The sequence below is a fragment of the Streptococcus sp. 210928-DFI.4.42 genome, assembly GCF_020554365.1.
In the GTDB taxonomy this organism is placed as follows: domain Bacteria; phylum Bacillota; class Bacilli; order Lactobacillales; family Streptococcaceae; genus Streptococcus; species Streptococcus parasanguinis_S.
This window is the reverse complement of record NZ_JAJCHF010000002.1, coordinates 82,754-108,957: the sequence shown is the minus strand read 5'-3', so window position 1 is coordinate 108,957 and position 26,204 is coordinate 82,754. Positions and strand designations below refer to the sequence as shown.

General features: G+C 43.3%; 24 protein-coding genes and 1 pseudogene. 22 read left to right on the top strand and 3 right to left on the bottom strand.

Annotated elements, in window-relative coordinates; translation table 11 throughout:
• Window positions 1-69 precede the first annotated feature (69 nt).
• The 20 genes and pseudogenes from LIZ08_RS01395 (at window position 70) to LIZ08_RS01305 (ending at window position 22,049) form a co-directional block, all read left to right on the top strand.
• The gene (locus tag LIZ08_RS01395) at window positions 70-5,943 is read left to right on the top strand and encodes a ZmpA/ZmpB/ZmpC family metallo-endopeptidase (protein ID WP_227038116.1); all 5,874 of its coding nucleotides are present in this window, start codon (window positions 70-72) and stop codon (window positions 5,941-5,943) included.
• A gap of 228 nt (window positions 5,944-6,171) precedes the next feature.
• Entirely contained in the window at window positions 6,172-6,372 is a 201-nt protein-coding gene (locus LIZ08_RS01390; protein ID WP_003011669.1) for a F0F1 ATP synthase subunit C, read from the top strand.
• A 33-nt stretch (window positions 6,373-6,405) separates the two neighbouring features.
• Complete coding sequence (gene atpB / locus LIZ08_RS01385) at window positions 6,406-7,119, top strand: F0F1 ATP synthase subunit A (protein ID WP_003011581.1); 714 nt, start codon at window positions 6,406-6,408, stop codon at window positions 7,117-7,119.
• Window positions 7,120-7,138: 19 nt separating this feature from the next.
• Entirely contained in the window at window positions 7,139-7,633 is a 495-nt protein-coding gene (atpF, locus tag LIZ08_RS01380) for a F0F1 ATP synthase subunit B (protein ID WP_195326910.1), read from the top strand.
• Window positions 7,633-8,169, top strand: a complete 537-nt coding sequence (locus tag LIZ08_RS01375) for a F0F1 ATP synthase subunit delta (RefSeq protein WP_024055549.1) — start codon at window positions 7,633-7,635, stop codon at window positions 8,167-8,169. The genes atpF and LIZ08_RS01375 overlap by 1 nt, the downstream gene beginning before the upstream one ends.
• 15 nt (window positions 8,170-8,184) lie before the next feature.
• Window positions 8,185-9,690: a F0F1 ATP synthase subunit alpha gene (gene atpA / locus LIZ08_RS01370; RefSeq protein ID WP_003006447.1), complete on the top strand. Its 1,506-nt coding sequence runs from the start codon at window positions 8,185-8,187 to the stop codon at window positions 9,688-9,690.
• A gap of 15 nt (window positions 9,691-9,705) precedes the next feature.
• Complete coding sequence (locus tag LIZ08_RS01365; protein WP_003011829.1) at window positions 9,706-10,587, top strand: F0F1 ATP synthase subunit gamma; 882 nt, start codon at window positions 9,706-9,708, stop codon at window positions 10,585-10,587.
• An 85-nt stretch (window positions 10,588-10,672) separates the two neighbouring features.
• The gene (gene atpD, locus LIZ08_RS01360) at window positions 10,673-12,079 is read left to right on the top strand and encodes a F0F1 ATP synthase subunit beta (RefSeq protein ID WP_013903321.1); all 1,407 of its coding nucleotides are present in this window, start codon (window positions 10,673-10,675) and stop codon (window positions 12,077-12,079) included.
• A gap of 13 nt (window positions 12,080-12,092) precedes the next feature.
• Window positions 12,093-12,512: a F0F1 ATP synthase subunit epsilon gene (locus tag LIZ08_RS01355; RefSeq protein WP_003002471.1), complete on the top strand. Its 420-nt coding sequence runs from the start codon at window positions 12,093-12,095 to the stop codon at window positions 12,510-12,512.
• Between the two features lie 97 nt (window positions 12,513-12,609).
• Window positions 12,610-12,840, top strand: coding sequence for a DUF1146 family protein (locus LIZ08_RS01350; RefSeq protein ID WP_003006458.1), 231 nt, complete (start codon window positions 12,610-12,612; stop codon window positions 12,838-12,840).
• A 66-nt stretch (window positions 12,841-12,906) separates the two neighbouring features.
• The gene (gene murA, locus LIZ08_RS01345) at window positions 12,907-14,190 is read left to right on the top strand and encodes a UDP-N-acetylglucosamine 1-carboxyvinyltransferase (RefSeq protein WP_031573401.1); all 1,284 of its coding nucleotides are present in this window, start codon (window positions 12,907-12,909) and stop codon (window positions 14,188-14,190) included.
• Complete coding sequence (locus LIZ08_RS01340; protein WP_003006464.1) at window positions 14,180-14,368, top strand: DNA-directed RNA polymerase subunit beta; 189 nt, start codon at window positions 14,180-14,182, stop codon at window positions 14,366-14,368. The genes murA and LIZ08_RS01340 overlap by 11 nt, the downstream gene beginning before the upstream one ends.
• 82 nt (window positions 14,369-14,450) lie before the next feature.
• A complete protein-coding gene (locus tag LIZ08_RS01335; RefSeq protein ID WP_227038115.1) occupies window positions 14,451-15,290 on the top strand; it encodes a DNA/RNA non-specific endonuclease in 840 nt (279 codons plus the stop codon).
• An 81-nt stretch (window positions 15,291-15,371) separates the two neighbouring features.
• Entirely contained in the window at window positions 15,372-16,094 is a 723-nt protein-coding gene (locus tag LIZ08_RS01330; protein ID WP_227038114.1) for a M57 family metalloprotease, read from the top strand.
• A 104-nt stretch (window positions 16,095-16,198) separates the two neighbouring features.
• Window positions 16,199-18,106 (top strand): ABC-F family ATP-binding cassette domain-containing protein, encoded by a 1,908-nt coding sequence (locus LIZ08_RS01325; RefSeq protein WP_227038113.1) that lies wholly within the window; start codon window positions 16,199-16,201, stop codon window positions 18,104-18,106.
• Window positions 18,107-18,182: 76 nt separating this feature from the next.
• Window positions 18,183-18,281 (top strand): annotated as a pseudogene (locus LIZ08_RS10455) (ABC transporter ATP-binding protein); the annotation flags it as partial.
• 33 nt (window positions 18,282-18,314) lie between these two features.
• Complete coding sequence (locus LIZ08_RS01320) at window positions 18,315-18,671, top strand: hypothetical protein (protein ID WP_049489100.1); 357 nt, start codon at window positions 18,315-18,317, stop codon at window positions 18,669-18,671.
• 4 nt (window positions 18,672-18,675) lie between these two features.
• Window positions 18,676-19,548 carry an XRE/MutR family transcriptional regulator gene (locus tag LIZ08_RS01315; RefSeq protein WP_227038112.1) on the top strand — a complete coding sequence of 291 codons (873 nt, stop codon included), beginning with the start codon at window positions 18,676-18,678 and terminating at the stop codon, window positions 19,546-19,548.
• A 25-nt stretch (window positions 19,549-19,573) separates the two neighbouring features.
• Window positions 19,574-20,752, top strand: a complete 1,179-nt coding sequence (locus LIZ08_RS01310; protein WP_227038111.1) for an MFS transporter — start codon at window positions 19,574-19,576, stop codon at window positions 20,750-20,752.
• Between the two features lie 109 nt (window positions 20,753-20,861).
• Window positions 20,862-22,049, top strand: coding sequence for an MFS transporter (locus tag LIZ08_RS01305; RefSeq protein ID WP_227038110.1), 1,188 nt, complete (start codon window positions 20,862-20,864; stop codon window positions 22,047-22,049).
• Window positions 22,050-22,072: 23 nt separating this feature from the next.
• Here the strand turns inward: LIZ08_RS01305 and LIZ08_RS01300 are convergent, their stop codons facing one another.
• Genes LIZ08_RS01300 through murT form a run of 3 tightly spaced genes read right to left on the bottom strand, consistent with a single transcriptional unit; the run spans window position 22,073 to window position 24,499 of the window.
• A complete protein-coding gene (locus tag LIZ08_RS01300; RefSeq protein WP_009732566.1) occupies window positions 22,073-22,357 on the bottom strand; it encodes a LapA family protein in 285 nt (94 codons plus the stop codon).
• Window positions 22,358-22,367: 10 nt separating this feature from the next.
• The gene (gatD, locus tag LIZ08_RS01295; RefSeq protein WP_009732567.1) at window positions 22,368-23,156 is read right to left on the bottom strand and encodes a lipid II isoglutaminyl synthase subunit GatD; all 789 of its coding nucleotides are present in this window, start codon (window positions 23,154-23,156) and stop codon (window positions 22,368-22,370) included.
• Window positions 23,156-24,499, bottom strand: a complete 1,344-nt coding sequence (gene murT, locus LIZ08_RS01290; protein WP_031573372.1) for a lipid II isoglutaminyl synthase subunit MurT — start codon at window positions 24,497-24,499, stop codon at window positions 23,156-23,158. The genes gatD and murT overlap by 1 nt, the downstream gene beginning before the upstream one ends.
• Window positions 24,500-24,602: 103 nt before the next feature.
• Here murT and cdaA point away from each other — a divergent pair, with 103 nt between their 5' ends.
• Both cdaA and LIZ08_RS01280 read left to right on the top strand, forming a co-directional pair.
• Window positions 24,603-25,451 carry a diadenylate cyclase CdaA gene (cdaA, locus tag LIZ08_RS01285; RefSeq protein WP_070673848.1) on the top strand — a complete coding sequence of 283 codons (849 nt, stop codon included), beginning with the start codon at window positions 24,603-24,605 and terminating at the stop codon, window positions 25,449-25,451.
• Window positions 25,448-26,197, top strand: coding sequence for a YbbR-like domain-containing protein (locus LIZ08_RS01280; protein ID WP_009732570.1), 750 nt, complete (start codon window positions 25,448-25,450; stop codon window positions 26,195-26,197). Before cdaA ends, LIZ08_RS01280 begins: the two co-directional genes overlap by 4 nt.
• Window positions 26,198-26,204: the final 7 nt, after the last annotated feature.

Genomic DNA, 26,204 nt, shown 5'->3' with positions numbered 1-26,204 from the left:
ATCCCATCCTCTCTAAAAATAATCAGGTCCCTGCTCGAGGGTTAAATATTACTATATAGGAATTTTAGGATGAAAAAAGCGAAACAAACGTTTGAAAAAATGACCAAATATTCGATTCGGAAATTATCTGTCGATGTTGGTCCGGTGGCCATTGGAGCCTTTTTATTAGGAGGAAGCCTGTTAGGGGCTCGTCCTGTCCAAGCAGATCAGGTGACCCTACCTGCTCATGTGCACTTAGGATATGTGACAGAAGAAGAGCTGACTGCTGAAGAAAAAGCACAGGTGATTCATGCAATCCCTGAAGCATATCAAAATGAAGATACTTTCTATCTCGTCTATAAGAAGAAGGAAGCAACTCAGTCGGTTCTTCCTCAAACAGGAAGTCAGGAAATCGCCCTTTTTGGGCTAAGTCTAGCCACTGCTTCCTTTGCGGTCCTCTTACTCTCTAAAAAGCACCGGAAGAAGATCATGGGCGTCCTTTTGATTGGAGCCATGGGACAAAGTCTTCTACTTCCAGTTGAAGTCGCAGCCCTACAAAATCAAGTCTTGCGCGCCTATAATCAGGATCTTGCGATCGCATCGAGCAAAGATCTTGCAAATGGCGTGATTCAAATTGACGGCTATGACTATATTGGTTATCTGCGCTACCCGTCAGTCCAAAAGGCGAGCTTACGAGAGCCAAAGGCTATGCAGGAAACGAAACCTTCTGTAAAAGGAACGATCAAAACAAGTACAGGGATTCCACAAGTGGAACCACAAGCGCGTGTGACCCCAGAAGTCGCTCCAGCCTTTCCTCAAGTTGAAAAACCAAGCCTGGAAGTCTATACTGAGCCTGTGCCATTTGAAACTGTCAACCAAGTTGATCCTACATTACCTAAAGGGCAAACCAAGGTGCTGACTGCTGGTCAAAATGGGGAGCGGACCCTATTGACAGAAGTGAGTGTGGTAGATGGACAAGAAGTTCGCAGAGTCGTTGAAAGCAAGGTCACTAAAGAACCAGTTTCACAAATTCTTGCTGTTGGGACAAAAGAAGATGCCCAACCAACCCCTCAAGCCAGCCCTTCTCCAGTTGTAACGGCTAAGGGGACACAAGAAGAAGGCCATGTTGGCGAAGCTCCTGTTCAACCGGAGAACCCAGCCTATACAGGTGTGGTGGAAGCTAAGGGAACACAGGAAGAAAGCCATGTCGGCGAAGCCCCTGTTCAACCGGAGAACCCAGAATATACCAGTGTAGTAGAAGCTAAGGGGACACAGGAAGAAGGCCATGTCGGCGAAGCTCCAATTCAACCGGAGAATCCAGCCTATACAGGTGTGGTGGAAGCCAAAGGGACACAGGAAGAAGGCCATGTTGGTGAAGCTCCTGTTCAACCGGAGAACCCAACCTATCAAGTAACGGAAGGGACGGTAACAGAGACAGAAACGGTAATCCTTCCATATGAAACAGAGTATGTAACGGATGCCAATCGTTACACAGATGAAGAAAGCCTTCTTCAGAAAGGCGAGGCTGGTAGCCAGGAGATTCGTCGTGTTTATAAGACGGTCAATGGTGAGAAGATTGGCGAACCCGTGAGCACGACAACTGAAACAGTAAAAGCTCCTGTGACAGAAAAAATTAGTCGTGGGACTAAGGCGATTGAAGGCCAAACAGAGGATGTTTCGTATGAGGAAATTCCATTTAAGACGGTAACCGAACAAGATGCCACCTTGCTAAAAGGATCCGAAAGGGTTTCTCAAGTCGGTAAAAATGGGAAGAAGAAAATCACCAAGGTTTACAAGACCATTAAGGGAGTTAAGACAACGGATGCTCCTACAATTTCCGAAGAAGTGGTAGAACAAGCGCAAGATCAGATCATTCAAAAAGGGACTAAAGAACTTGAAAAGCCAACCTTAACCTTGACCAACATTGATCAGGAAGAGTTGAAGCGCAGTGCCAAAGCTACTTATCATTTGGATAAACCAGACGGTGTGACCATCAAGTCCATCCAGGCTGTATTGAAGAAGGGTGATCAAGTGGTGAAAACCCTGACCCTTTCAGAGACGGACTTAGCAGCTGCTTTAGCGGACTTGGACTACTACAAGGATTATACGCTTGCAACGACCATGGTCTATGACCGTGGAAATGGGGATGAAGAAGAAGTTCTCAAGGAAGAACCACTGAGAATTGATCTTAAAAAAGTTGAAATCAAAAACATCAAGGAAACCAGTCTGATTAGCGTGGATGACCAAGGTCTTGAGACCGATAGCAGCCTCTTGTCTGAAACACCATCAGATGTGAAGCCTTACTACTTAAAGGTCACTACCCATGATAATAAGGTTACAAAACTAGCCGTTGATAAAATTGAAGAAGTGACGGTAGATGGCGCGACCCTATACAAAGTAACAGCTAAAGCTCCTGATCTCATCCAACGGACTGCGGACAACCAGTTCAGTGAGGACTATGTCTACTATATTGCGAAACCCAAAGCACATGAAGGTGATGTCTACTACAATTTTAACGAACTTGTAAAAGCTATGCAAGCCAATCCGACTGGCACCTTTAAACTGGGTAGCAATATGAATGCGGCTAATGTCCAGCCAGCAGGGAAATCCTATGTAACCAATGCCTTCAAGGGAATTTTGGAAAGTACGGATGGGAATACATTTGCCATCCATAACATTACAAGACCATTATTTGGAAACATCGAAGGTGGTACTGTTAAGAATCTCTTGCTTGAAAATGTTAACATTGACATGCCTGGATTTGATCGAGTAGCACCGATCGCAGGTGTTATCAAAAACAATGCAACTGTCGAGAATGTTAAAGTAACAGGAAGTGTTGTCGGGAACAATGACGTAGCAGGAATTGTCAATAAAATTGATGGTAGTGGGAAGGTCAGCAACGTTGCCTTTATCGGGAAACTGCACGCTGCTGGGAACAAAGGTGGCTATCTAGCGGGTGTTGTTGGCGAGAACTGGAAAGGTGTTGTTGAAAAAGCTTACGTTGATGCTGAAATCACTGGGAACAAAGCCAAAGCTGCAGGTCTCGTTTATTCCTCTCAAAATGGTGGAAATAACCACACAGTCGGTAAAGAAGGGGTTCTCAGAAACTCCGTTGCTAAAGGTTCAATTGAACTCAAAGAAGCGGTTCAATCTGGTGGATTACTAGGGACCAACTGGGCCTTGGGGACTATTGAAGACAACATCACCATGATGAAAGTCAAAACTGGTGAGATGGTCTTCGGACATTCGGATATCGACGCTGATGATTACTTCACCTATTCAAGAACCAAGCGCAATTACAGTGTGGAAGGCGTGAGTGAAGGGAAGAAAACCTTTAACAACTCCCGTAAAATCCCAAGCATCTCGCTGGCAGAAGCTGAGCAGAAAATCGAAGCAATGGGAATCACTGCTGATAAATTCACCAGCAGCAAACCGATTGAAGATACGCTCAATCACCTTGTTAGCAAAGACGATCAATACAAGGCCATCACTGCTTACGATGCGACTCGTGAGTTAGCTTACCGCAATATTGCTAAATTGCAACCATTCTACAACAAAGAATGGATTGTCGACCAAGGGAATAAATTGGCTGCAACGAGTCCTCTCTTGACCAAGGAAGTCTTGTCTGTGACCGCTATGAAGGGCAATGATTTTGTCACTAAACTAGCGGATGCGGATCACATCCTGATCCATTACGCGGATAAGACCAAAGATATCTTTAGCATGATGCCGAAAGATTCTAAGGTCAAACAAGTCAAAGAGTACAGTGTAGCAGAGCTCGGTGAAGTGGTCTACACACCGAATATGGTGGACAAAGACCGGAGCGATCTCATTGGTGCCATCGTAGGAAAACTAAGTCCAGTAGAATTGCAATCAGATCCAATCTACACTCACTTAGGTCGAACAGGACCTAACAAAGTCAATGCCATCAAGAACCTTTACCTCGAAGAAAGCTTCCAAGAAGTCAAGGACAATCTGACTCACTTTGTCAAACAACTGGTTGAAAACCAAGATCATCAATTAAATACAGATGAAGCTGCCAAACGTGCGCTCATTAAGAAGATTGATGATAATAAGGCTGCTGTTCTTTTGGGTCTTTCTTACCTCAACCGTTATTACGGGGTGAAATTCGATAATGTCAATCTCAAGCAACTCATGTTGTTCAAGCCAGACTTCTATGGGAAGAATGTTGATGTCTTAGACCGCTTGATTGAAATCGGCTCAAAAGAAGACTACATCAAAGGGACTCGTACCCACGATGCTTTCCGTGAAGTCGTGGCTAAATCGACTCTTTCTGGCAACCTCAATGACTTCTTGAAGTACAATATGGAGCTCTTTACAAAAGAGACAGACTTGAACGATTGGTTCATCAAAGCAACCAAAGACAATGTCTATATTGTGGAGCCTGAGACGACCAATCCAGCATTCGCGTCTGCTAAACACAGAGCCTATGAGGGCTTAAACAATGATGTTCACGGTAAAATGATCTTGCCACTCTTGAACTTAAAAGATGCTCATATGTTCTTGATTTCAACTTACAACACTATGGCCTATAGTTCCTTCGAGAAATATGGCAAGAACACGGAAGCGGAACGAACGGCCTTCAAAGAGGAAATTGACAAGGTAGCGAAAGGCCAACAGAATTACCTAGATTTCTGGTCACGTCTAGCAACGGATAAGGTTCGCAATCAGCTCTTGAAGAGCAACAATATGGTGCCGACCCCTGTCCTTGATAACCAAAACTACAAGGGCATTAGTACAGACCGTTATGGACATACCAACAGTGGCAAGGATGTGGCTCCAATCCGTGAATTGTATGGTCCAACCGATCGTTACCATGCGACAGATTGGCGGATGGGAGCAGTGGCGCGAATTTACGGAAATCCATATAAAGATGACTCTGTCTTCTTCATGGTGACCGATATGATCAGTGACTTTGGGGTCTCTGCCTTCACGCACGAAACGACGCACGTCAATGACCGTATGGTTTACTTAGGTGGTTGGAGACACCGCGAAGGAACTGATATTGAAGCCTTTGCCCAAGGAATGTTGCAAACACCATCCGTATCCAATCCAAATGGGGAATACAAGGCCTTAGGTCTCAACATGGCCTATGAGCGTCCTAACGATGGAAACCAATGGTACAATACCAATCCAAATGATTTGAAGTCACGTGACGAAATTGATCGGTATATGAAAGGCTATAATGACACTCTCATGCTTCTGGATTACCTAGAAGGAGAAGCCGTCCTCAATAAAGGCAGTCAAGACTTGAACAATGCATGGTTCAAGAAGGTTGATAAACAATACCGAGGGGCTAATACCAAGAATCAATTTGATAAGGTGCGTCCTTTGAGTGATGAGGAAAAAGCCATCACCTTACATTCAGTAGATGATCTCATCACCAACAACTTCATGACCAATCGTGGTCCTGGAAATGGTGTCTATAATCCATTAGACTTTGGCTCAGCCTATGTGACGGTGCCGATGATGACAGGGATCTATGGTGGAAACACCAGTGAAGGGGCTCCTGGAGCCATGTCCTTCAAACACAATACCTTTAGACTCTGGGGCTACTATGGTTATGAAAAAGGCTTCTTAGGCTATGCTTCAAACAAGTATAAACAAGAATCCAAACAAGCAGGTCATGCGACTTTAGGGGATGATTACATCATTCAAAAGATTTCTGATGGAACATTCAGTACCCTTGAAGACTGGAAGAAAGCCTACTTCAACGAAGTGGTGACCAGTGCTAAAAATGGACTTCAGGCTATTGAAGTTGATGGGACTACTTATAGCACTTATGATGACTTAAAACAAGCCTTTGCAACTGCGGTTGAAAAAGATCAGGCCAGTTTGAAGAATGGTTCTGTCAAATTTGACAATACGGTTGCACTGAAAGAAAAAATCTTTAAGAAATTGCTGCAACAAACAGACAGTTTCAAAACGTCTATCTTTAAATAATCGAATTCTCTCATCTGCTGAGCAGGTGAGAGTTTTTTAGAAGAAAAAATGAATAGAGGTGGACAAAGCGTCTAAAAATTAAAAGAAATCAATCGTAGATAGGAAAAATTATCATATTAAAAAAATAACGTAATTTCACTAAAACGCTTACTTTTATAGGAAATATTTGACTATTATATCTTTTAGGAGTAAACTAAGGTAGTAAAATTTATAAAAGGAGAATTCATCATGAATTTAACATTTTTAGGTCTTTGTTTAGCCTGTTTTGGTGTGTCACTTGCGGAAGGTTTGATGATGAGCAACCTGTTCAAATCTGCATCTCGCCAACCAGAAATTATCGGTCAATTACGTAGTCTTTTGATCCTTGGTGTTGCCTTTGTCGAAGGTACTTTCTTCGTAACCTTGGTTATGGCCTTTATTATCAAATAGACGCTTCTATTTTAGAAAAGGAGGTGTCAAACCTTGGAAGAAAGTATCAATCCAACGATTACTCTTGGACCTGTATCTTTTAATTTGACCCTACTTGCTATGACCCTGATTTCTGTTTTCGCCGTTTTTGGCTTCATTTATTGGGCCAGTCGAAAAATGTCGATCCGACCAAAAGGCAAACAAAATGTGCTGGAATATGCATATGATTTTGTCGTAGGCTTCACAAAAGGAAATATTGGTGAACATTACATGAAGGATTACTCCTTGTTCTTGTTTGTTCTTTTCCTCTTTCTTTTAGTTGCCAATAACATTGGATTGATGGCAAAACTAGAAACAACCAACGGTTACAATTTGTGGACTTCACCGACTGCTAACCTCGGTTATGACTTTGCCTTCTCATTTTTGATCACCTTGATCGCCCATGTAGAAGGGATTCGTCGTCGTGGTGTGAAGGAATATTTGAAGGCCTTTGTAACACCAGGGTTTATGACACCCATGAATATTTTGGAAGAATTCACGAATTTTGCCTCCTTGGCCCTTCGGATCTTCGGGAATATATTTGCCGGTGAAGTATTAGCAAGCTTGCTCGTGAGTCTATCACATCAAGCTTTCTATTGGTATCCAGTTGCCTTTATTGGAAGCATGGCATGGACTGCATTTTCAATTTTCATTTCATGTATCCAAGCCTATGTATTTACCATGTTGTCATCTCTCTACATTGGTAAGAAAATTAATGGCGAAGAGTAAGTAGAGGAGGAGTAAAAGAATGCATGTATCAATGAGTGAAATTATTGGTAACTTTATTCTCATTGCTGGTTCCTTCCTATTATTAATCTTTTTAGTAAAGAAATTTGCTTGGAACAATATCAATGATATTTTAGAGGCGCGTGCCAAAAAAATTACAGATGATATTGATGGAGCAGAATCAGCTCGTCAAAAAGCTGAGGAACTAGCAAGTAAACGTGAAGAAGAGTTGGCAGGTAGCCGCAAAGAAGCTGCGTCTATCGTCGAAAATGCAAAGGAAACTGCAGAAAAGAACAAATCTCAGATCCTTTCTGAAGCCACTCAAGAAGCAGTACGTTTGAAAGAAAAAGCGCAACAAGAAATTGCGCATAACAAAGAAGAAGCATTGAACAGTATCAAAGGCGATGTGGCAGATCTCACTGTCAATCTTGCCAGCAAATTGTTGAGCCAAGAGCTGGATGCTGAAGGTCAACGCCAACTGATCGATCGCTATCTTGATGAATTAGGAGAAGCCTAATGGACAAAAAGCAACTGATGGTGATTGAGAAATATACCCAGCCTTTTGTTCAATTGGTCTTTGAAAAAGGAGAACAAGATCTAGTCTTTGAAAAATTGACCCAAATCAAGGGGATTTTTGAGGAGACTGGACTTGCTAACTTCTTAGCTCATATCGGTGTAGAGGATGAAGAGAAAGCAAAAAGTCTCAGACTTTTTCAACCCTCTGATTCACAATTACTCGACCATTTGATTGAAGTGGTTATTCTCAATCATCGTGAAGCCTTATTTTATGACATTGTAACGATTTGTTTGGATCAGATTCAACTGTTGAGCAACGCATTTGTCGTCACTGTTACGACGGTTGCTGGTTTGGATCCTGTTCAAGAGCAAAAGCTAATCCCCATTATCGAAAGAAAATTTGGGATTCAAGTTCGCTCGATCCAACAAAAGATCGATCCAGATTTAATTGGTGGCTTTGTCGTGACAGCCAATCATAAAACGTTGGATACCAGTCTCAAACACCAATTGCAAGTTATAAAATCTAAATTGAAATAGAAAGTGGTGTGAATTTTGGCGATTAACGCACAAGAAATCAGCGCTTTAATTAAGCAACAAATTGAAAATTTCAAGCCAAACTTTGACGTCACTGAGACAGGTGTTGTAACCTACATTGGTGACGGGATTGCCCGTGCTCATGGTCTTGAAAATGCCATGAGTGGTGAGTTGTTGATCTTTGAAAATGGCTCATACGGGATGGCCCAAAACTTAGAAACAACGGATGTCGGGATCATCATCTTGGGTGATTTTACAGATATTCGTGAAGGAGACTCAGTCCGTCGTACAGGTAAAATCATGGAAGTCCCTGCAGGGGATGCCTTGATTGGTCGGGTTGTCAACCCACTTGGCCAACCAGTTGATGGCTTGGGTGAGATTGTAACAGATAAATTCCGTCCAGTTGAAACACCAGCTCCTGGTGTTATGCAACGGAAATCTGTCTCAGAACCCCTACAAACTGGTTTGAAAGCCATTGATGCCCTTGTTCCAATCGGACGTGGTCAACGGGAATTGATCATCGGGGACCGTCAAACAGGGAAAACTTCGATTGCCATCGATACGATCTTGAACCAAAAGGGTCAAGACATGATCTGTATCTATGTGGCGATTGGTCAAAAAGAATCAACAGTTCGTACGCAAGTAGAAACTCTTCGTAAATACGGAGCCATGGATTATACGATTGTGGTAACCGCTTCGGCTTCTCAACCGTCTCCATTGCTTTACTTGGCACCTTATGCCGGGGTTGCTATGGCAGAAGAGTTCATGTATAACGGTAAACATGTTTTGATCGTCTATGATGATTTGTCAAAACAAGCCGTAGCCTACCGTGAATTGTCCCTTCTTCTTCGTCGTCCACCAGGACGTGAAGCCTTCCCAGGGGATGTCTTCTATCTCCACAGCCGTTTGTTGGAACGTTCAGCTAAAGTTTCAGATGAATTGGGTGGGGGCTCTATTACTGCCCTTCCAATTATTGAAACCCAAGCAGGAGATATCTCTGCTTATATCGCAACCAACGTGATTTCGATCACAGACGGACAAATCTTCTTGCAAGATAGTTTGTTCAATGCTGGTATTCGTCCAGCCATTGATGCAGGTTCTTCTGTATCCCGTGTAGGGGGAGCTGCCCAAATCAAGGCTATGAAGAAGGTTGCTGGTACCCTTCGTATCGACCTTGCTTCATACCGTGAATTGGAAGCCTTCACGAAATTTGGTAGTGACTTGGATGCTGCGACTCAAGCGAAATTGAACCGTGGTCGCCGAACAGTTGAAGTCTTGAAACAACCTGTTCATGAACCATTGACAGTTGAAAAACAAGTCGTGATCTTGTATGCCTTGACTCATGGTTTCTTAGATAGTGTTCCAGTAGACGATATTCTTCGTTTCCAAGAAGAGTTGTTTGATTACTTTGAAGCACATTATAACCAAATCTTTGAGACGATTCGTTCGACACATGATCTTCCAGCAGAAGAAGAACTGGATGCAGCCCTTACAGAATTTGTCAACCAGTCAAATTTCAAATAGAAATAGGAGTGGAAGATGGCAGTTTCATTAAATGATATAAAAAATAAAATTGCATCCACTAAAAATACCAGTCAAATTACCAATGCTATGCAGATGGTGTCTGCTGCTAAACTCGGGAAATCTGAGCAAGCAGCCAAGGATTTTCAGGTTTATGCCGCTAAGGTACGTAAGTTACTAACAGACTTGCTCCATGGACATGAAACAGAAAATGCCAAATCCCATCCTATGTTGGTGAGTCGGCCGGTAAAAAAGACAGCTTATATCGTCATTACATCTGATCGTGGTTTGGTCGGAGGCTACAATGCCTCCATCCTTAAAACCATGATGGAAATGAAGGCAGAATACCATCCAACTGGAGATGACTTTGAAGTGATCTGTATTGGAAGTGTCGGTGCGGATTTCTTCCGTGCCCGTGGGATTCAGCCGGTTTATGAATTGCGTGGTTTGCCTGATCAGCCTAGCTTTAAGGAAGTTCGTAAGATCATTTCAAAAACAGTCCAAATGTATCAGGAAGGCTTGTTTGATGAGTTGTATGTCTGTTACAACCATCACGTTAACAGTTTAACTAGCCAAATGCGGGTAGAACAGATGCTTCCGATTATTGATTTGGACCCCAATGAAGCAGATGAGGATTATGTATTGAATCTAGAATTGGAATCTAGTCGAGATGCCATTTTGGATCAATTGCTCCCTCAATTTGCTGAAAGCATGATCTATGGTGCCATTATTGATGCTAAAACAGCTGAAAATGCTGCGGGGATGATGGCCATGCAAACTGCAACAGACAATGCCAAGAAAGTCATTGATGAATTAACGATTCAATACAACCGTGCTCGTCAAGCAGCGATTACACAAGAAATTACCGAAATCGTTGCAGGTGCTAGCGCCCTTGAATAGTTGTCGGATACAATTTTTTATACAAAAACAGATGCTCGAAAGAGAACTTTTGAGCAGTAGAAATTACTTAGAATAGGAGAATGACATGAGTTTAGGCAAAATTTCTCAGGTCGTAGGTCCCGTCGTAGACGTTGCCTTTTCCGTTGGAGATAAACTTCCTGAGATCAATAATGCGCTTGTAGTCTATAAAAATGACCAACAAAAATCAAAAGTCGTTCTTGAAGTAGCTTTGGAACTTGGCGATGGGGTCGTACGGACCATCGCCATGGAATCAACCGATGGTTTAACACGTGGAATGGAAGTCTTGGACACAGGTCGTCCAATCTCTGTTCCTGTCGGAAAAGAAACCTTGGGACGTGTCTTCAATGTTCTTGGAGATACCATTGACTTGGATCAACCTTTTGCTGAGGATGCTCCTCGTGACTCCATCCACAAAAAAGCTCCATCCTTTGACGAGCTCTCTACTTCAGAAGAAATTCTTGAAACAGGGATCAAGGTCATTGACCTCTTAGCCCCTTATTTGAAAGGTGGGAAGGTCGGACTCTTCGGTGGTGCCGGAGTTGGGAAGACTGTCTTGATTCAAGAATTAATCCATAATATTGCCCAAGAACACGGTGGTATTTCTGTATTTACCGGTGTTGGAGAACGGACACGTGAAGGGAATGACCTTTACTGGGAAATGAAAGAATCTGGCGTTATTGAAAAAACAGCCATGGTTTTTGGACAAATGAATGAGCCACCTGGAGCACGGATGCGTGTTGCTTTGACTGGTTTGACCATTGCGGAATACTTCCGTGATGTCGAAGGTCAGGACGTTCTCTTGTTTATCGACAATATCTTCCGTTTCACCCAAGCCGGATCTGAAGTATCAGCCCTTTTGGGACGGATGCCTTCAGCCGTTGGTTACCAACCTACTTTGGCAACTGAAATGGGGCAATTGCAAGAACGGATTACGTCAACCAAGAAAGGTTCTGTTACATCCATCCAAGCCATCTATGTGCCAGCCGATGACTATACAGACCCAGCGCCAGCAACCGCCTTTGCCCACTTGGATTCAACCACCAACTTGGAACGTAAATTGGTACAATTGGGGATCTACCCTGCGGTGGATCCATTGGCATCAAGTTCACGTGCCCTTTCTCCAGAAATCGTAGGAGAAGAACACTATGCAGTCGCATCTGAGGTCAAACGCGTCCTTCAACGTTACCATGAATTGCAAGATATCATTGCGATCTTGGGGATGGATGAATTGTCTGACGAAGAAAAGACCTTGGTTGCTCGTGCTCGCCGGATCCAATTCTTCTTGTCACAAAACTTCAACGTTGCCGAACAATTTACCGGTCAACCTGGTTCATACGTACCTGTTGCAGAAACTGTTCGTGGTTTTAAAGAAATCTTGGACGGAAAATATGACCATCTTCCTGAAGATGCCTTCCGTGGTGTTGGATCGATCGAAGATGTGATTGCCAAAGCTGAAAAAATGGGATTCTAAGAAGAGGTGAAAGATGAGTCAAATGAACGTCCAAATCGTTACACCGGATGGACTGGTTTATGATCATCATGCCGCATTTGTATCTGTCAAGACAATTGATGGTGAATTAGGGATTTTACCTCATCATATCAATACCATTGCGGTTTTGGCTGTAGACCAAGTAAAGGTTCGTCGTGTCGACGATGACAAACATATTGATTGGATTGCAGTCAATGGTGGGATTATCGAAGTAGCTGATAATGTCATTACCATTGTTGCCGATTCTGCCGAACGTGCTCGAGATATTGACATTAGTCGTGCAGAACGTGCCAAACTGCGAGCTGAAAAAGCGATTGAAGAAGCCAAAGATCAGCATTCGGTTGATATGGAACGTCGTGCTAAAATTGCTCTTCAACGCGCCATTAACCGGATTAATGTCGGAAATCGTTTATAACATATTAAAAAATAAGGTGGAGGTATGTCCTCACCTTATTTTTGTTGGGAGAGAATCAAAAGAAGAAAGTACGGACCAAATATGGTATAATAGCTGTATGATTCAAATGATTTTTAATCTTTCAAGCCATCTATTGTTTATCTTTTTTGCCTATTACCTATTGATGAACCTGGTTCAATGGGAAAAGTTTTTAAAAGTAAGTGCTGAAAATGCGGTTAAAATCCGTTTTTTGATCTTGATGATCAGCGTCGGAATCGGCTATCTAGCCAGCTCATTTTTTATCAGTGTCTATGAGATGAGTCGACAGATTTTTATTGGCCAATTCTAGCCACATTTTATAAAAAATATGGTATGATAGAAAGCGTGACTTTAAGAAATTGGAGAACAATCCCGTATGGAAAAAATAATCGTTAATGGTGGTCATAATCGACTGGTTGGAACCGTCAAAATCGAAGGAGCAAAAAATGCTGTCCTTCCTCTTCTTGCTGCAACAGTTCTAGCAAGTGAGGGCGTGACAACCTTGAAAAATGTACCTGTTTTATCAGATGTCTTTACAATGAACAATGTTGTTCGTGGGTTGAATGCACAAGTGACCTTCAATGAAGAAGAAAATACAGTTGTCGTAGATGCACGAGAGAAATTGTCTGAGGAAGCACCTTATAAATATGTGAGTAAGATGCGGGCTTCTATCGTTGTCTTGGGTCCTGTCTTGGCACGCAATGGCCATGCTAAAGTTTCCATGCCTGGAGGCTGTACGATCGGTAGTCGTCCGATTGACCTCCATCTGAAAGGTCTGGAAGCTATGGGAGCTGAAATTACCCAAACAGCTGGCTATATTGAAGCAAAAGCAGATCGTCTAAAGGGTGCACACATCTATATGGACTTCCCATCAGTTGGGGCGACACAAAATATTATGATGGCCGCAACCTTGGCTGATGGAGTCACTGTAATTGAAAATGCAGCTCGGGAACCTGAAATTGTTGACCTAGCACTCTTGCTAAATAAAATGGGGGCTAATGTTAAGGGAGCAGGAACTGAGACCTTGACCATCGTTGGTGTGGAGAGCTTGCACGGTGCAGACCACAATGTTGTGCAAGACCGCATCGAGGCTGGAACCTTTATGATTGGGGCAGCCATGACTGGTGGAGACGTATTAATCGAAGATGCCATTTGGGAACACAACCGTCCGCTTCTATCTAAGATGCAGGAGATGGGTGTAACGGTAACCGAAGAAGAAAATGGCATTCGGATTCAGTCGGATATCAGTAAGCTCCGTCCAGTAACCGTTAAAACCCTTCCCTACCCAGGATTCCCAACCGATATGCAGGCTCAATTCACAGCCTTGATGGCCATGGCTAAAGGTGAGTCTACCATGATTGAAACGGTCTTTGAGAATCGCTTCCAGCATTTGGAAGAAATGCGTCGAATGGGCGTTCACTCGGATATTATGCGGGATACAGCTCGTATCGTTGGAGGGGAAAGCTTCCAAGGTGCAGAGGTCATGTCGACCGATTTACGAGCAAGTGCAACCTTGGTCTTGATGGGCTTGGTAGCAGAAGGAGAAACAAAGGTCAGCAAATTAAGTCACTTAGATCGTGGTTATTATCAATTCCATGAGAAATTGGTGGCGCTAGGTGCAGACGTGAAACGTGTAGAGGAAGAAGACGATGAAAACTAATCTTCGCTATGTTGGAAAACAGCTAGGAATTGTCCTCCTGTTGGCTGTGATTGGAATCATCATTTTTGCAGTTGGTTTGGTCATTGGCTATGGAGTGATTGGCGATGGAAAAAATCCATGGTCCATTCTCTCTCCGGATACTTGGTCAGAAATCATTGGAAAGCTAACCGGCAAATAAGATTTAAATAACATTGAGTAAAAAGGAGAGCAGCGAATCGAGTCAGTGACCCATCTAGCGCTGCTCTTTTTTGGAGAGAGGCATGACAAAACAAACAGTAAGCAAACGAACCAAACAAACCTTAGCAGGTTTTGTGGTGGCAACAGCCCTAGCAATCGGGGGCTATTATTTTAATCAACCGACGATAAAAGAAGCGACGGCTCAGGTTGTTTCCGTGGTGACCAGTAGCCAAGAGGAAACACCCAGTAAAGAGTTAGCTAGCTCGGTACTAACGAAATCTGCTCGTTCACAATTAGGAAATGACATAGAATGGAATGGAGCTGGAGCCTTTGTCGTTAAGGGCAATCGAACAGATTTGGATGCCAGTGTGGCTAGTCAACCCTATGCGGATAACAAGACAAAAGAAGTCAATGGAAAGACCGTACCAACTGTTGCCAATGCCATCATGAGCAAGGCGACTCGTCAGTACAGAGATCGCGATGCAACAGGAAGTGGCCTAACCGATTGGAAACCTGCAGGTTGGCATCAGGTTCATAATCTGTCAGGCGAGTACGACCATGCTGTGGATAGAGGTCATCTATTGGGCTACGCCTTGATCGGCAATCTTAAAGGTTTTGATGCTTCGACTAGCAATCCCAAAAATATCGCCGTTCAAACGGCTTGGTCCAATCAAGCCAATGATCCTCATTCCACTGGTCAAAACTACTACGAGACCCTGGTTCGAAAAGCCCTAGATAAGAACAAGCGGGTCCGCTATCGGGTCACTTTGATCTACAATCAGCCGGAAGATCTGATTCCTTTAGGTTCTCAGATCGAAGCCAAATCGAGTGATGGGACTCTTGAGTTCAATGTCTTTGTTCCCAATGTTCAAAGTGGAATGAGCCTGGATTACCAGACAGGAAAAGTAACCATCCATCAATAAGCAAAAAAGCAGGTTTATTTAAGTTATTTTTAAGTATGGAGTGGTACAATTGCATACCTTCTTTAAGAGAAAGGAGAATGTATGAGAACTATTTTTCGGTTTTTCAGAGGAATCCTTCGCATGGCTTGGAGTCTCTTTTGGGGATTTTTCTGGACCATTGCGATCAGTTTTCTCATCCTTGTGGGGATCATCTATTTCACAGATTCTCCTAGTTCTGGTATGGATGGGGTTGGGCGAGCTGCCCAAAAGGTTGTCTATCAAGTTGGAAATTTATTTGGTGATCAGGGCTTTGCATCGCGCTTTGGGATGGCGCCTAGCTCACAGACGACGCAGACGGATAATCATGAGCATAGTGGTGCTCGCTGGGAAAAAGCAGAGGCCACGGTTTATCTAGATCCCAATATCAGTCAAACTTTTATAAAAGCCTATCGGGATGCCATTGAGGCTTGGAACCAAACAGGTGCCTTTACTTTCAAGTTGGTCACAAATGAAAAAGAGGCCAATGTGGTCTTGACCGAGATGGACAACGCATCCGTTTCTGCAGCAGGAGAGACTGCCTCTCAAACTAACCTCTTAACCAATCGGTTCACCCACATCACAGTTCGCCTCAATCGCCATTATCTGTTAAATTATATCTATAACTATAGTTATGATCGGATTGTCAATACAGCTGAGCATGAGCTAGGCCATGCGATTGGGCTGGACCACACGGATGGAGAATCGGTCATGCAACCGGCCGGCTCTTTCTACAGTATTCAGGATACAGATGTGGAAGCAGTCCGACAATTATACAAGGAAGAATAAGTTTTAAAATACTTTCTAAAAGTTCTGAGCCTCAAGGGGCTCAGGATTTTTTTGATGGCTCGTCTTTCCTTGTTTAATCTGAAAAAAGATAGTAAAATAGGGACATGATTATTTTACAAGCCAACAAAATTGAACGCTCTTTTGCAGGGGAGGTTCTTTTTGATAATATCAGCCTGCAGGTGGATGAACGGGACCGGATTGCCTTGGTTGGAAAGAACGGAGCCGGTAAGTCTACCCTCTTAAAAATCTTGGTGGGAGAAGAAGAGCCGACTTCTGGGGAAATCAATAAAAAGCGGGATCTTTCTCTCTCCTATCTGGCCCAGGATAGCCGCTTTGAGTCGTCCAATACCATCTACGATGAGATGCTTCATGTCTTTGACGACCTCCGTAAAACGGAGAAAACTTTGCGGCAGATGGAGCTTGAGATGGGGGAAAAAACTGGGGCTGACTTAGAAAAGCTCATGCAGGATTATGACCGTTTATCGGAAGAATTCCGTCAAGCTGGTGGCTTTACCTATGAGGCAGATATCCGCGCGATTCTTAACGGCTTCAAGTTCGATGAGTCCATGTGGCAGATGAAGATTGAAGAGCTGTCTGGTGGGCAAAATACCCGTCTCGCTCTGGCCAAGATGCTCTTGGAAAAGCCAAATCTCTTGGTGTTGGATGAGCCAACCAACCACTTGGATATTGAGACCATCGCCTGGTTGGAAAATTACTTGGTTAATTATAGCGGAGCTCTTCTCATTGTCAGCCACGACCGGTATTTCCTAGACAAGGTCGCCACCATTACACTGGACTTGACCAAGCATTCCTTGGACCGCTATGTCGGCAATTACTCCAGCTTTGTCGAGCAAAAAGAACAAAAATTGCTGACTGAAGCCAAGAACTACGAGAAGCAACAAAAAGAAATAGCTGCTCTCGAAGACTTTGTTAATCGTAATTTGGTGAGGGCGTCGACTACCAAGCGAGCCCAGTCTCGACGCAAGCAGTTGGAAAAAATGGAGCGCTTAGATAAGCCTGAAGCTGGGACCAAGTCTGCCCATATGACCTTCCATTCTGATAAGGCCTCTGGCAATGTTGTTTTGACAGTAGAAGAGGCGGCCGTTGGATATGATGATCAAGTTCTGTCGGAGCCGATCAATCTGGTTATCCGTAAGATGAATGCGGTCGCTATTGTGGGACCAAATGGGATCGGGAAATCTACTCTTATCAAGTCTATTGTCGGGCAGATTCCTTTCATCAAGGGGGAAGCCCGTTTTGGGGCCAATGTCGAGGTGGGCTACTATGACCAGACCCAAAGTAAACTAACCCCTCACAACAGTGTCTTGGATGAGCTCTGGAATGACTTTAAACTGACACCAGAAGTAGAAATTCGCAATCGCCTAGGAGCCTTCCTTTTCTCAGGGGACGATGTCAAGAAAACCGTCGGCATGCTGTCAGGTGGAGAGCGGGCGCGTCTACTCTTGGCCAAGCTGTCCATGGAAAACAACAATTTCTTGATTCTCGATGAGCCGACCAACCACTTGGACATCGATAGCAAGGAAGTACTAGAAAATGCCTTGATTGATTTTGATGGGACCCTGCTCTTTGTCAGCCACGACCGCTACTTTATCAATCGGGTAGCGACCCAAGTCATAGAACTCTCAGAAGAGGGCTCGACCCTTTATCTGGGAGACTATGATTATTATCTGGAGAAAAAAGCTGAGTTAGAGGCTCTTGCTGCAGCGAAAGCAGAAGCCGTGTCTGTCTCTTCGACCGAAGAAGTCACCAGCAATGACTATCACCTGCAAAAGCAAAACCAGAAGGAACTCCGGAAAATCACCCGTCGCATTGAGCAATTGGAAGCAGAGATGGAAGAGCTGGATCAAAAAATCCAAGACATCACCGAAACCATGCATAGCACCAACGATGCAGCTGACTTGGTCCAACTCCAGAGCGAGCTGGATCAACTGACTGTCCAGCAGGAAGCAGTCATGGAAGAGTGGGCAGAACTGTCAGAGCAGGTGGAATAGATGGAAGATCTTGGAAAAGTTTTTCGCGAACTTCGAATCAGTAAGAATTATTCGTTAAAAGAAGCTGCAGGCCATCAATGAACCCGGCGAACTCATGGAGAGCCAGTAGCAAATCGACCAGCTGACTGTCGCCCAAGAAGAAGCCATGCTAGAATGGGAAGAACTAGCGCAGTAAGTATAGTTTTCTAATTTGTATAAGGAGAACATTATGGCGACTGAAAATGATTGGTTTATGAAGCAGGTTAAAGGTGTAGCCGACATGATTGGTACAACTTTGCGCCTACAGATTCAGAATTTAGATTTGGGGCAGTATGAGGATGAGGAAGGAAGACTCATCAACGGGGCTCGCTATCTTCAGCAAGTCTTAGAAGAGGAGCGCTTTACAGAGGCCATTTCTTTTGTTGAAGAGCAGATGAAACGCCTACCTCTTCATCAGTATGATCTATTGGTTGATTGGCTGATTTCCTACCTAAGACAATTAGATGTTTCCGTGAAAGAAGATCAAGGATTCTACGAAGGGTACTTGCAAGAGTTAGAAAGGCACTTAAAGGAATTTAAGTGGTAATCAAATGGAAGATCTTGGAAAAGTTTTTCGTGAATTTCGAATTAGTAAAAATTATTCATTGAAAGAAGCTGCAGGAGAAGCTTGCTCGACCTCCCAATTATCCCGTTTTGAATTGGGGGAGTCGGATCTGGCTGTGTCGCGCTTCTTTGAAATTTTGGACAATATCCATGTGACGATTGAGAATTTTATGGATAAGGCCAGAAATTTTCAACACCATGAGCATGTTGCTTTGATGGCCCAGATTATTCCACTTTACTATTCAAATGATATTGAGGGTTTTCAAAAGCTTCAAAGAGAACAACTTGAAAAAGCCAAACATTCCACCAATCCCCTCTATTTTGAATTGAACTGGATTCTGCTACAAGGCCTGATTTGCCAGAGAGATGCCAGCTTCACGATGAAGCAACGTGATCTGGACAAGGTGGCAGATTACCTCTTTCAAACGGAAGAGTGGACCATGTATGAATTGATCCTCTTTGGCAATCTATACAGCTTTTATGAGGTAGACTATGTCACACGGCTTGGGAGAGAAGTGATGGAGCGAGAAGATTTTTACAAAGAAATTGGTCGCCATCGAAAACTGGTCTTGATTCTAGCTCTGAATTGCTACCAGCATTGTTTAGAACACCGTTCTTTTGAAAACGCCAGCTATTTTGAAGCCTATGTAGAAAAGATTATCGGGAAGAGCATCAAGCTCTACGAACGCAATGTCTTTCATTATCTCAAGGGATTTGCCCTGTATCAAAAGGGGCAAACAGAAGAAGGGCGGCAGCAAATGCAGGAAGCCATGCATATTTTTGATGTACTGGGACTGCCAGAGCAGGTGGCCTATTATCAAGAACACTTTGATAAATTTGTAATAGATGAATATTCCTAAATAGGACAGTGATAAAGGAGATTTTATGAACCGGCATGCGGTCCAATTAATTAGTCGTGGAGCTATTAACAAAATTGGAAATATGCTCTATGATTATGGGAATAGTGTCTGGCTGGCCTCGATGGGGACTATAGGAAAGACGGTATTAGGAATCTATCAGATTTCTGAGTTAGTGACAGGGATTCTCGTGAATCCTTTTGGAGGAGTGATTTCAGACCGTTTTTCCCGTCGCAATATTTTGATGACGACCGACTTGGTGTGTGGTCTCCTGTGTTTGGCGATTTCTTTTATCAGAAATGATCGTTGGATGATTGCGGCTCTGATTGTAGCAAATATTGTTCAGGCCATTGCCTTTGGTTTTTCTCGACCTGCCAATAAAGCCATTATTACCGAGGTAGTAGAGAAAGAAGAGATTGTGACCTATAACGCTCACTTGGAGTTAGTCTTACAGGTTGTTAGTGTCTGTTCACCTGTTTTTTCTTTCCTAGTTCTACAATTTGCCAGTCTTCATATGACCCTCTTATTAGATGCACTGACCTTTTTCATTGCCTTTGTCCTAGTGGCTTTCCTTCCGAAAGAAGAAGCTAAGGTGCAAGAGAGGAAACAGTTTACCGGGAAAGATATTTTTTCTGATATCAAGGGTGGGTTAGACTATATCTGGCATCAGAAAGAGATTTTCTTTCTCTTATTAGTGGCTTCTAGCATCAATTTCTTTTTTGCGGCTTTTGAGTTTTTACTTCCCTTCTCGAATCGTCTTTACGGGGTTAAAGGAGCTTATGCGACCATTTTAACGCTGGGAGCTATTGGATCTATTCTAGGAGCGCTTGTTGCCAATAAAATGAAATCAAGTATGAAAATTCTCCTGTTTTTACTGATCATGGCAGGGGTCGGAGTGTTCATAATGGGCTTGCCCCTTCCACCTTATCTTTCCTTTTCAGGAAATCTGGTCTGTGAATTTTTTGTGACCATTTTCGACATCCACGTTTTTTCCCAAGTACAAACCAAGGTGGAAGATGATTATCTAGGTAGAGTATTGAGCACAATTTATACCTTGGCTGTTCTCTTTATGCCCATCGCCAAAGGGTTGATGACTTGGTTGCCAAGCGTCCGTATGGAATCATTTCTCTTGATTGGAGCTGGGGTTATTCTCTTTTCACTCTTGGCTCAGCTAGTAGCTAAGCAACTTCAATCAAAAGAACTGTAGGGATCCTTTGATAAATTTGTAAAATATTAATTTTCCCAAATAGGGGACAAAATGAAAACCTCTTTCATGAACTGATACAATAGTTTCAGAAAATGAAGGAGGTTTTTTTATGAATCGACATGCAGTCCAATTAATTGCTCGTGGAGCAATCAATAGAATGGGAAATATGCTCTATGATTATGGGAATAGTGTCTGGCTGGCCTCAATGGGGACTATAGGAAAGACAGTGTTGGGGATTTATCAAATTTCTGAACTTGTCACCTCCATTCTAGTCAATCCATTTGGAGGCGTGATCTCAGATCGTTTTTCCCGTCGCAAGATTTTGATGACGACCGACCTGGTGTGTGGACTCCTTTGTTTGGCGATTTCTTTTATCAGGAACGATCGTTGGATGATTGCAGCCCTGATTGTTGCCAATATTGTTCAGGCCATTGCCTTTGCATTTTCTCGTACGGCCAACAAAGCCATCATCACTGAGGTCGTAGAGAAAGACGAGATTGTGACCTATAATGCGCGCTTGGAGTTGGTCTTACAGGTTGTCGGTGTTAGCTCACCTGTGTTCTCTTTCCTTGTTTTACAATTTGCCAGTCTCCATGCGACCCTCTTACTGGATGCACTGACCTTTTTCATCGCCTTTGTCCTAGTGGCATTCCTTCCGAAAGAAGAAGCCAAAGTTCAAGAAAAGAAACGGTTCACAGGAAAAGATATTTTTGCGGACATCAAGGATGGACTGCACTATATCTGGCATCAAAAAGAAATTTTCTTTCTCTTGTTAGTGGCTTCCAGCGTCAATTTCTTTTTTGCAGCTTTTGAGTTTTTACTTCCCTTTTCGAACCGACTCTACGGGGTCAAGGGCGCTTATGCGACTATCTTAACCTTGGGCGCTATCGGTTCCATCATTGGAGCCTTGATTGCTAATAAATTTAAATCAAGTATGGAGATGCTTCTCTTTTTATTGATCTTAACAGGAGTAGGAGTATTCATGATGGGCTTGCCTCTTCCTCCTCTTCTTTCCTTTTCTGGAAATTTAGTCTGCGAACTCTTTATGACGATTTTTAATATCCACTTTTTTACCCAAGTGCAAACCAAGGTAGAAGGAGACTACCTGGGCAGGGTCTTAAGCACCATTTTTACCCTAGCCATTCTCTTTATGCCTATCGCCAAAGGCTTGATGACCTGGTTACCAAGTGTCCGAGTTGAATCCTTTCTCCTGATTGGAGCTGGCGTCATCCTCTTTTCACTCCTAGCACAAGTAGTCGCCAAGAAATTGCAAGCAAAAGAGGGTAAATCAGCATGAAAAAAGCACCGATCGGTGCTTTTTTAGTTGTTATCTTTTTCTTCTGCTTTAACTTCTTTCTTTGCTTCTTCCAGTTGCTTTTGAGTGCTCTTGAGTTCTTTTTTTAGGGAGAAGCCCTTTGAAAAATTAATCAAGTTCATGACGAATGCACCTAAGAGGACACAGAGCAAGATCAGAATGATCAAGGGTAATTTAAATTGGACCAAGAGGAAATTTACGGTGACCGTTTGCATGTTTGCAAGGGAAATACCAGCAATCAATAAAATTAAAAGTAATAAAGCAATGTAGTGTAGATTATTTTTGTTCATCATTATCTCCTTATTGTTCAGCAGGGGCCTTGCTTTTCACATCAGCGTACTCTTCCGGCTGCTCTAGGCTTAGAATCTCCTCATAAGCCGGTAGGGAAAGGTCCTTGCCATATTTATTTTTTAAAGCAGTGCTCACTAGGCGATAGGCCAAATTGGCATTTCGGGACAAGATAGGACCGTGGAAGTAGCTGCCAAAGACGTTCTTGTAATGAACCCCTTCGCACCCATCTTCTTTGTTGTTCCCATTTCCATAGACGACCTTGCCCAGTGGTTTTTCATCCTCTGCTAAGAAGGTTCGACCTTGGTGGTTTTCAAAACCATAATAGGTTTCGTTAAATTCTTCATTATGGATTTTGATATCACCGATATAGCGGTTGTTGACTTGGTTGAGCGTATAGTGGCCCATAATGCCAAGTCCTTCAATGCGTTTGCCAGAAGCTTCAATGTAGTATTGGCCTAGAAGCTGAAAGCCACCACAGATAGCCAGGACCACGCCATCGTCATGAATGAAGCGCTCGAGGTCTTCTTTTTTATCTGGTAGGTCCTCAGATACAATGGTCTGCTCGTAGTCTTGCCCGCCGCCGAAAAAGGCGATATCGTAGGCATCAGGGTCGAACCGGTCTTTGAGAGAGACGATATCGACTGTGACATGGGCTCCAAGTTTTTCCGCAACGTACTTGAGCATGAGGATATTCCCATTGTCCCCGTAGGTATTCATTAAGTTGCCGTAGAGATGGGCAATGCGCAGGCTGTAAGGATACTGTGCCTGATCAGAAGATTCTAGAGAAGTATAAGTCATTAGTGCATCTCCTTTTCAATCAGGTGTTCTTGGGCCAAGAGTTCACGGAATTCTAGCATGGCTGTATAGGTAGCTAAAATGTAAGCGTGAGGGGTTTCCTGTTGCTTGATGCGTTGGAAGACCTCTTTTAAATCAGCCATTTCTGTGATCTTTTCTGCAGGATAGCCAGTGACCCGAAGTCGTCGAGCAATCTCAGAGTGGCGCACTCCGCCAGCGTTGATCTCTGGAATGTCCATTTGGGTGATTTGCTCGAAATCTGCATCCCAAATCCAGCTCGTATCGATTCCGTCTGCATAATTGGCATTGAGGAGGACCGACAAGCTAAAGGAATAAGGGGCTAGTTTGATCATTTCAATGGCTTGGGTCGCACCAACCGGATTTTTGATCAGGACCAAGGTACATTCCTTATCCCCAATCTTAAAGGTTTCCTGACGACCAAAGACAGCGCGACTGCGATCAAATCCTTGCTTAATCACTTCAGGTTGCACTCCAAAGAATCCGGCAACAGAGACAGCTGCTAAGGCATTGTAGATGTTGTAGAGACCACCGATATTGATGTGGTAGTCTTGGCCTTGAATCCGGAAGTTGGAAGATCGATGGGTTAAAGAGAGGAGATCCGATACGGCATAGGTCAGTGGTGGCCGGTGGAAACCACAGTGTTCACAGATATAATCTCCCAGGTTAGCATAGGTATTGAGCTTGTACTTGAGGATGTTGTGGCAATGCGGGCACAGGATTCCTTCCGTATTGTAATGGGCTAGTTGTGGCTCTGATTTTTCTGTATCAAATCCATAATATTGGATCGGATTGGATAAGGTCTGACTATTAAATAGCGGACTATCTCCATTTAACAGAACCGTCGCAGTTGGGACCTTGTGAATGGCATCCAAAATCATTTGGTAGGTCGTATAGATCTCTCCATAGCGGTCCATCTGATCCCGGAAAATATTGGTGACCACAAAAAGGCTGGGCTGGATATAATCACAAATCCGAGAGAGGCTGGCCTCGTCAATTTCAAGTACCGCGATCGGTCGATTTGATTTCGAACGCTTAGCCCGTAAGAAGGTCGTTGTAATCCCAGAGATCATATTGGCCCCGCTTGGATTGGTTAAAATCGGTCCGAAAGCTTCTTGGAGAATACCTACGGTCAGCGCAGTGGTCAGGGTTTTCCCATTTGTCCCTGTAATCACAACAATCTCATAGTTTTTTGCCAGTTGACTGAGAATATCTTTATCAAATTTGAGGGCTACTTTACCTGGTAGGGTTGATCCCCGCCCCATTTTTTCTAGAATAGAGCCGGAAAGCTTTCCTGCCAGAAGGCCCAAGGTTGTATTTATCTTCATAAATCATATTTTATCATAAAAAGCGTCAGAAGGTTACAGAAAAATCTGTTGAAACGTGTTATAATAGGATGATGTCTTTTAGAGAAGTGGTAGGTATGAGAATATGAATATTCAACAGTTTACAAATCCACAATTTTGGACCAGTTTGTTCCCGAATTGGTGGAGTATTATTATCAATATCATCGATATTGCCCTGGTGGCTTGGTTGTTGTATTTTTTGATCAAGGCCATCGTTGGGACCAAGATCATGATTTTGGTTCGTGGAGTTATTATCTTTTTCTTGATGCAGTTTTTAGCCAATTTCTTAGGTCTCACGACTATTTCATGGCTGATCAATCAAGTCATTACCTATGGGGTTATTGCCCTGGTTGTGATTTTCTCCCCTGAGATTCGGATTGGTTTAGAACGTCTGGGTCGAGCGACAGAATTCTTTACGACGAGTGAAGTCAGTCAGGAAGAGAAGATGGTGCAGGCCTATGTCAAGGCAGTAGCTTATATGAGCCCACGTAAGATTGGTGCCTTGGTAGCTATTCAAGGGGCCAGAACCCTTCAGGAATACATTTCCACAGGGATTCCACTAGATGCGGAAATTTCAGGAGAATTGCTGATTAATATCTTCATTCCTAATACTCCCTTGCATGATGGAGCCGTCATTGTCCGCAATGATAAAATCGCTGTTTCTTGTGCCTACCTGCCCTTGACCGAAAATACTGGAATTTCAAAAGAGTTCGGAACGCGTCACCGCGCAGCCATTGGTTTATCTGAAGTTTCGGATGCCTTTACCTTTGTGGTATCAGAAGAAACGGGTGGGGTCTCTGTGACCTACAATGGAACCTTCCGACACGATTTAACTTTAGAAGAGTTCGAATCAGAATTGAGAGCCTTCTTGGTTCCTGAAGAGAATAAAACGATTAGTTGGAAAGAGCGTCTATTTGGGAGGGTGACAAAATGAGATCGAAAAAAGAATTTCTTTATGTTTTCGCCTCCGTCTTATTGTCCTTTATCTTGTTTATCAATGCGTCTTCCTTTAATTTTCAAAATAATAGTAGCGCTAGACAAGTCAGCTCAGAGACCTACACCAATACCTTGACCAATATTCCAATTGATGCCAAGTATAATGACAAGACATACTTTGTCAGTGGGTTGACATCAGAGCTAACGGTCTTTCTGAAAGGTTCAAACCGGGTTGCTCTTGCTAGTGAGATGCAACCGGGCACTCGGAAGTTTCGTGTGGTAGCAGATCTTCGTAAGGCCAAGGAAGGTACCGTTGAAGTGCCGTTGATTGTGGAAGATCTTCCGGCTGGTTTGACCGCAACCGTAGAGCCTCAAAAAGTTTCTGTAAAAATCGGGAAGAAAGCCAAAAAATCGTTTGCGGTCAGGGCCACGATCCCGGACAATCAAATTGTAGATGGAATAACGGTATCGGATATTACTCTTGAAACCACCAAGGTAGAAGTGACCAGCGATCAAGAAACCTTGAGTCGCATTGATCATGTCGAAGCTGTCTTCCCATCCAGTGAAATCATTAGTGGAAATTATAGCGGAACCATTTCCTTAAATGCAGTAGATGCCCAAGGAAATGTTCTACCAGGTCTGGTAAATCCGAGTGAAACACGGATTAAAGTAACCACAAAGACTAGCTCGTCTACGTCAAGCTCTAGCAGTTCGTCGTCGACCTCTTCCAGTTCAAGTAATTAGAAAGTAA

What these genes read in the sequence shown, in the direction of transcription:
- LIZ08_RS01390 (WP_003011669.1), top strand. Translation starts at nt 6,172, where the DNA reads ATGAATTTAACATTTTTAGGTCTTTGTTTAGCCTGTTTTGGTGTGTCA.
- LIZ08_RS01355 (WP_003002471.1), top strand. Translation starts at nt 12,093, where the DNA reads ATGAGTCAAATGAACGTCCAAATCGTTACACCGGATGGACTGGTTTAT.
- LIZ08_RS01340 (WP_003006464.1), top strand. Translation starts at nt 14,180, where the DNA reads ATGAAAACTAATCTTCGCTATGTTGGAAAACAGCTAGGAATTGTCCTC.
- gatD (WP_009732567.1), bottom strand. Translation starts at nt 23,156, where the DNA reads ATGACTTATACTTCTCTAGAATCTTCTGATCAGGCACAGTATCCTTAC.
- murT (WP_031573372.1), bottom strand. Translation starts at nt 24,499, where the DNA reads ATGAAGATAAATACAACCTTGGGCCTTCTGGCAGGAAAGCTTTCCGGC.
- cdaA (WP_070673848.1), top strand. Translation starts at nt 24,603, where the DNA reads ATGAATATTCAACAGTTTACAAATCCACAATTTTGGACCAGTTTGTTC.
- murA (WP_031573401.1), top strand. Translation starts at nt 12,907, where the DNA reads ATGGAAAAAATAATCGTTAATGGTGGTCATAATCGACTGGTTGGAACC.
- LIZ08_RS01320 (WP_049489100.1), top strand. Translation starts at nt 18,315, where the DNA reads ATGGCGACTGAAAATGATTGGTTTATGAAGCAGGTTAAAGGTGTAGCC.
- LIZ08_RS01350 (WP_003006458.1), top strand. Translation starts at nt 12,610, where the DNA reads ATGATTCAAATGATTTTTAATCTTTCAAGCCATCTATTGTTTATCTTT.
- LIZ08_RS01330 (WP_227038114.1), top strand. Translation starts at nt 15,372, where the DNA reads ATGAGAACTATTTTTCGGTTTTTCAGAGGAATCCTTCGCATGGCTTGG.
- atpF (WP_195326910.1), top strand. Translation starts at nt 7,139, where the DNA reads ATGCATGTATCAATGAGTGAAATTATTGGTAACTTTATTCTCATTGCT.
- LIZ08_RS01305 (WP_227038110.1), top strand. Translation starts at nt 20,862, where the DNA reads ATGAATCGACATGCAGTCCAATTAATTGCTCGTGGAGCAATCAATAGA.
- LIZ08_RS01300 (WP_009732566.1), bottom strand. Translation starts at nt 22,357, where the DNA reads ATGAACAAAAATAATCTACACTACATTGCTTTATTACTTTTAATTTTA.
- LIZ08_RS01280 (WP_009732570.1), top strand. Translation starts at nt 25,448, where the DNA reads ATGAGATCGAAAAAAGAATTTCTTTATGTTTTCGCCTCCGTCTTATTG.
- LIZ08_RS01335 (WP_227038115.1), top strand. Translation starts at nt 14,451, where the DNA reads ATGACAAAACAAACAGTAAGCAAACGAACCAAACAAACCTTAGCAGGT.
- LIZ08_RS01375 (WP_024055549.1), top strand. Translation starts at nt 7,633, where the DNA reads ATGGACAAAAAGCAACTGATGGTGATTGAGAAATATACCCAGCCTTTT.
- atpD (WP_013903321.1), top strand. Translation starts at nt 10,673, where the DNA reads ATGAGTTTAGGCAAAATTTCTCAGGTCGTAGGTCCCGTCGTAGACGTT.
- LIZ08_RS01395 (WP_227038116.1), top strand. Translation starts at nt 70, where the DNA reads ATGAAAAAAGCGAAACAAACGTTTGAAAAAATGACCAAATATTCGATT.
- LIZ08_RS01315 (WP_227038112.1), top strand. Translation starts at nt 18,676, where the DNA reads ATGGAAGATCTTGGAAAAGTTTTTCGTGAATTTCGAATTAGTAAAAAT.
- LIZ08_RS01325 (WP_227038113.1), top strand. Translation starts at nt 16,199, where the DNA reads ATGATTATTTTACAAGCCAACAAAATTGAACGCTCTTTTGCAGGGGAG.
- LIZ08_RS01310 (WP_227038111.1), top strand. Translation starts at nt 19,574, where the DNA reads ATGAACCGGCATGCGGTCCAATTAATTAGTCGTGGAGCTATTAACAAA.
- LIZ08_RS01365 (WP_003011829.1), top strand. Translation starts at nt 9,706, where the DNA reads ATGGCAGTTTCATTAAATGATATAAAAAATAAAATTGCATCCACTAAA.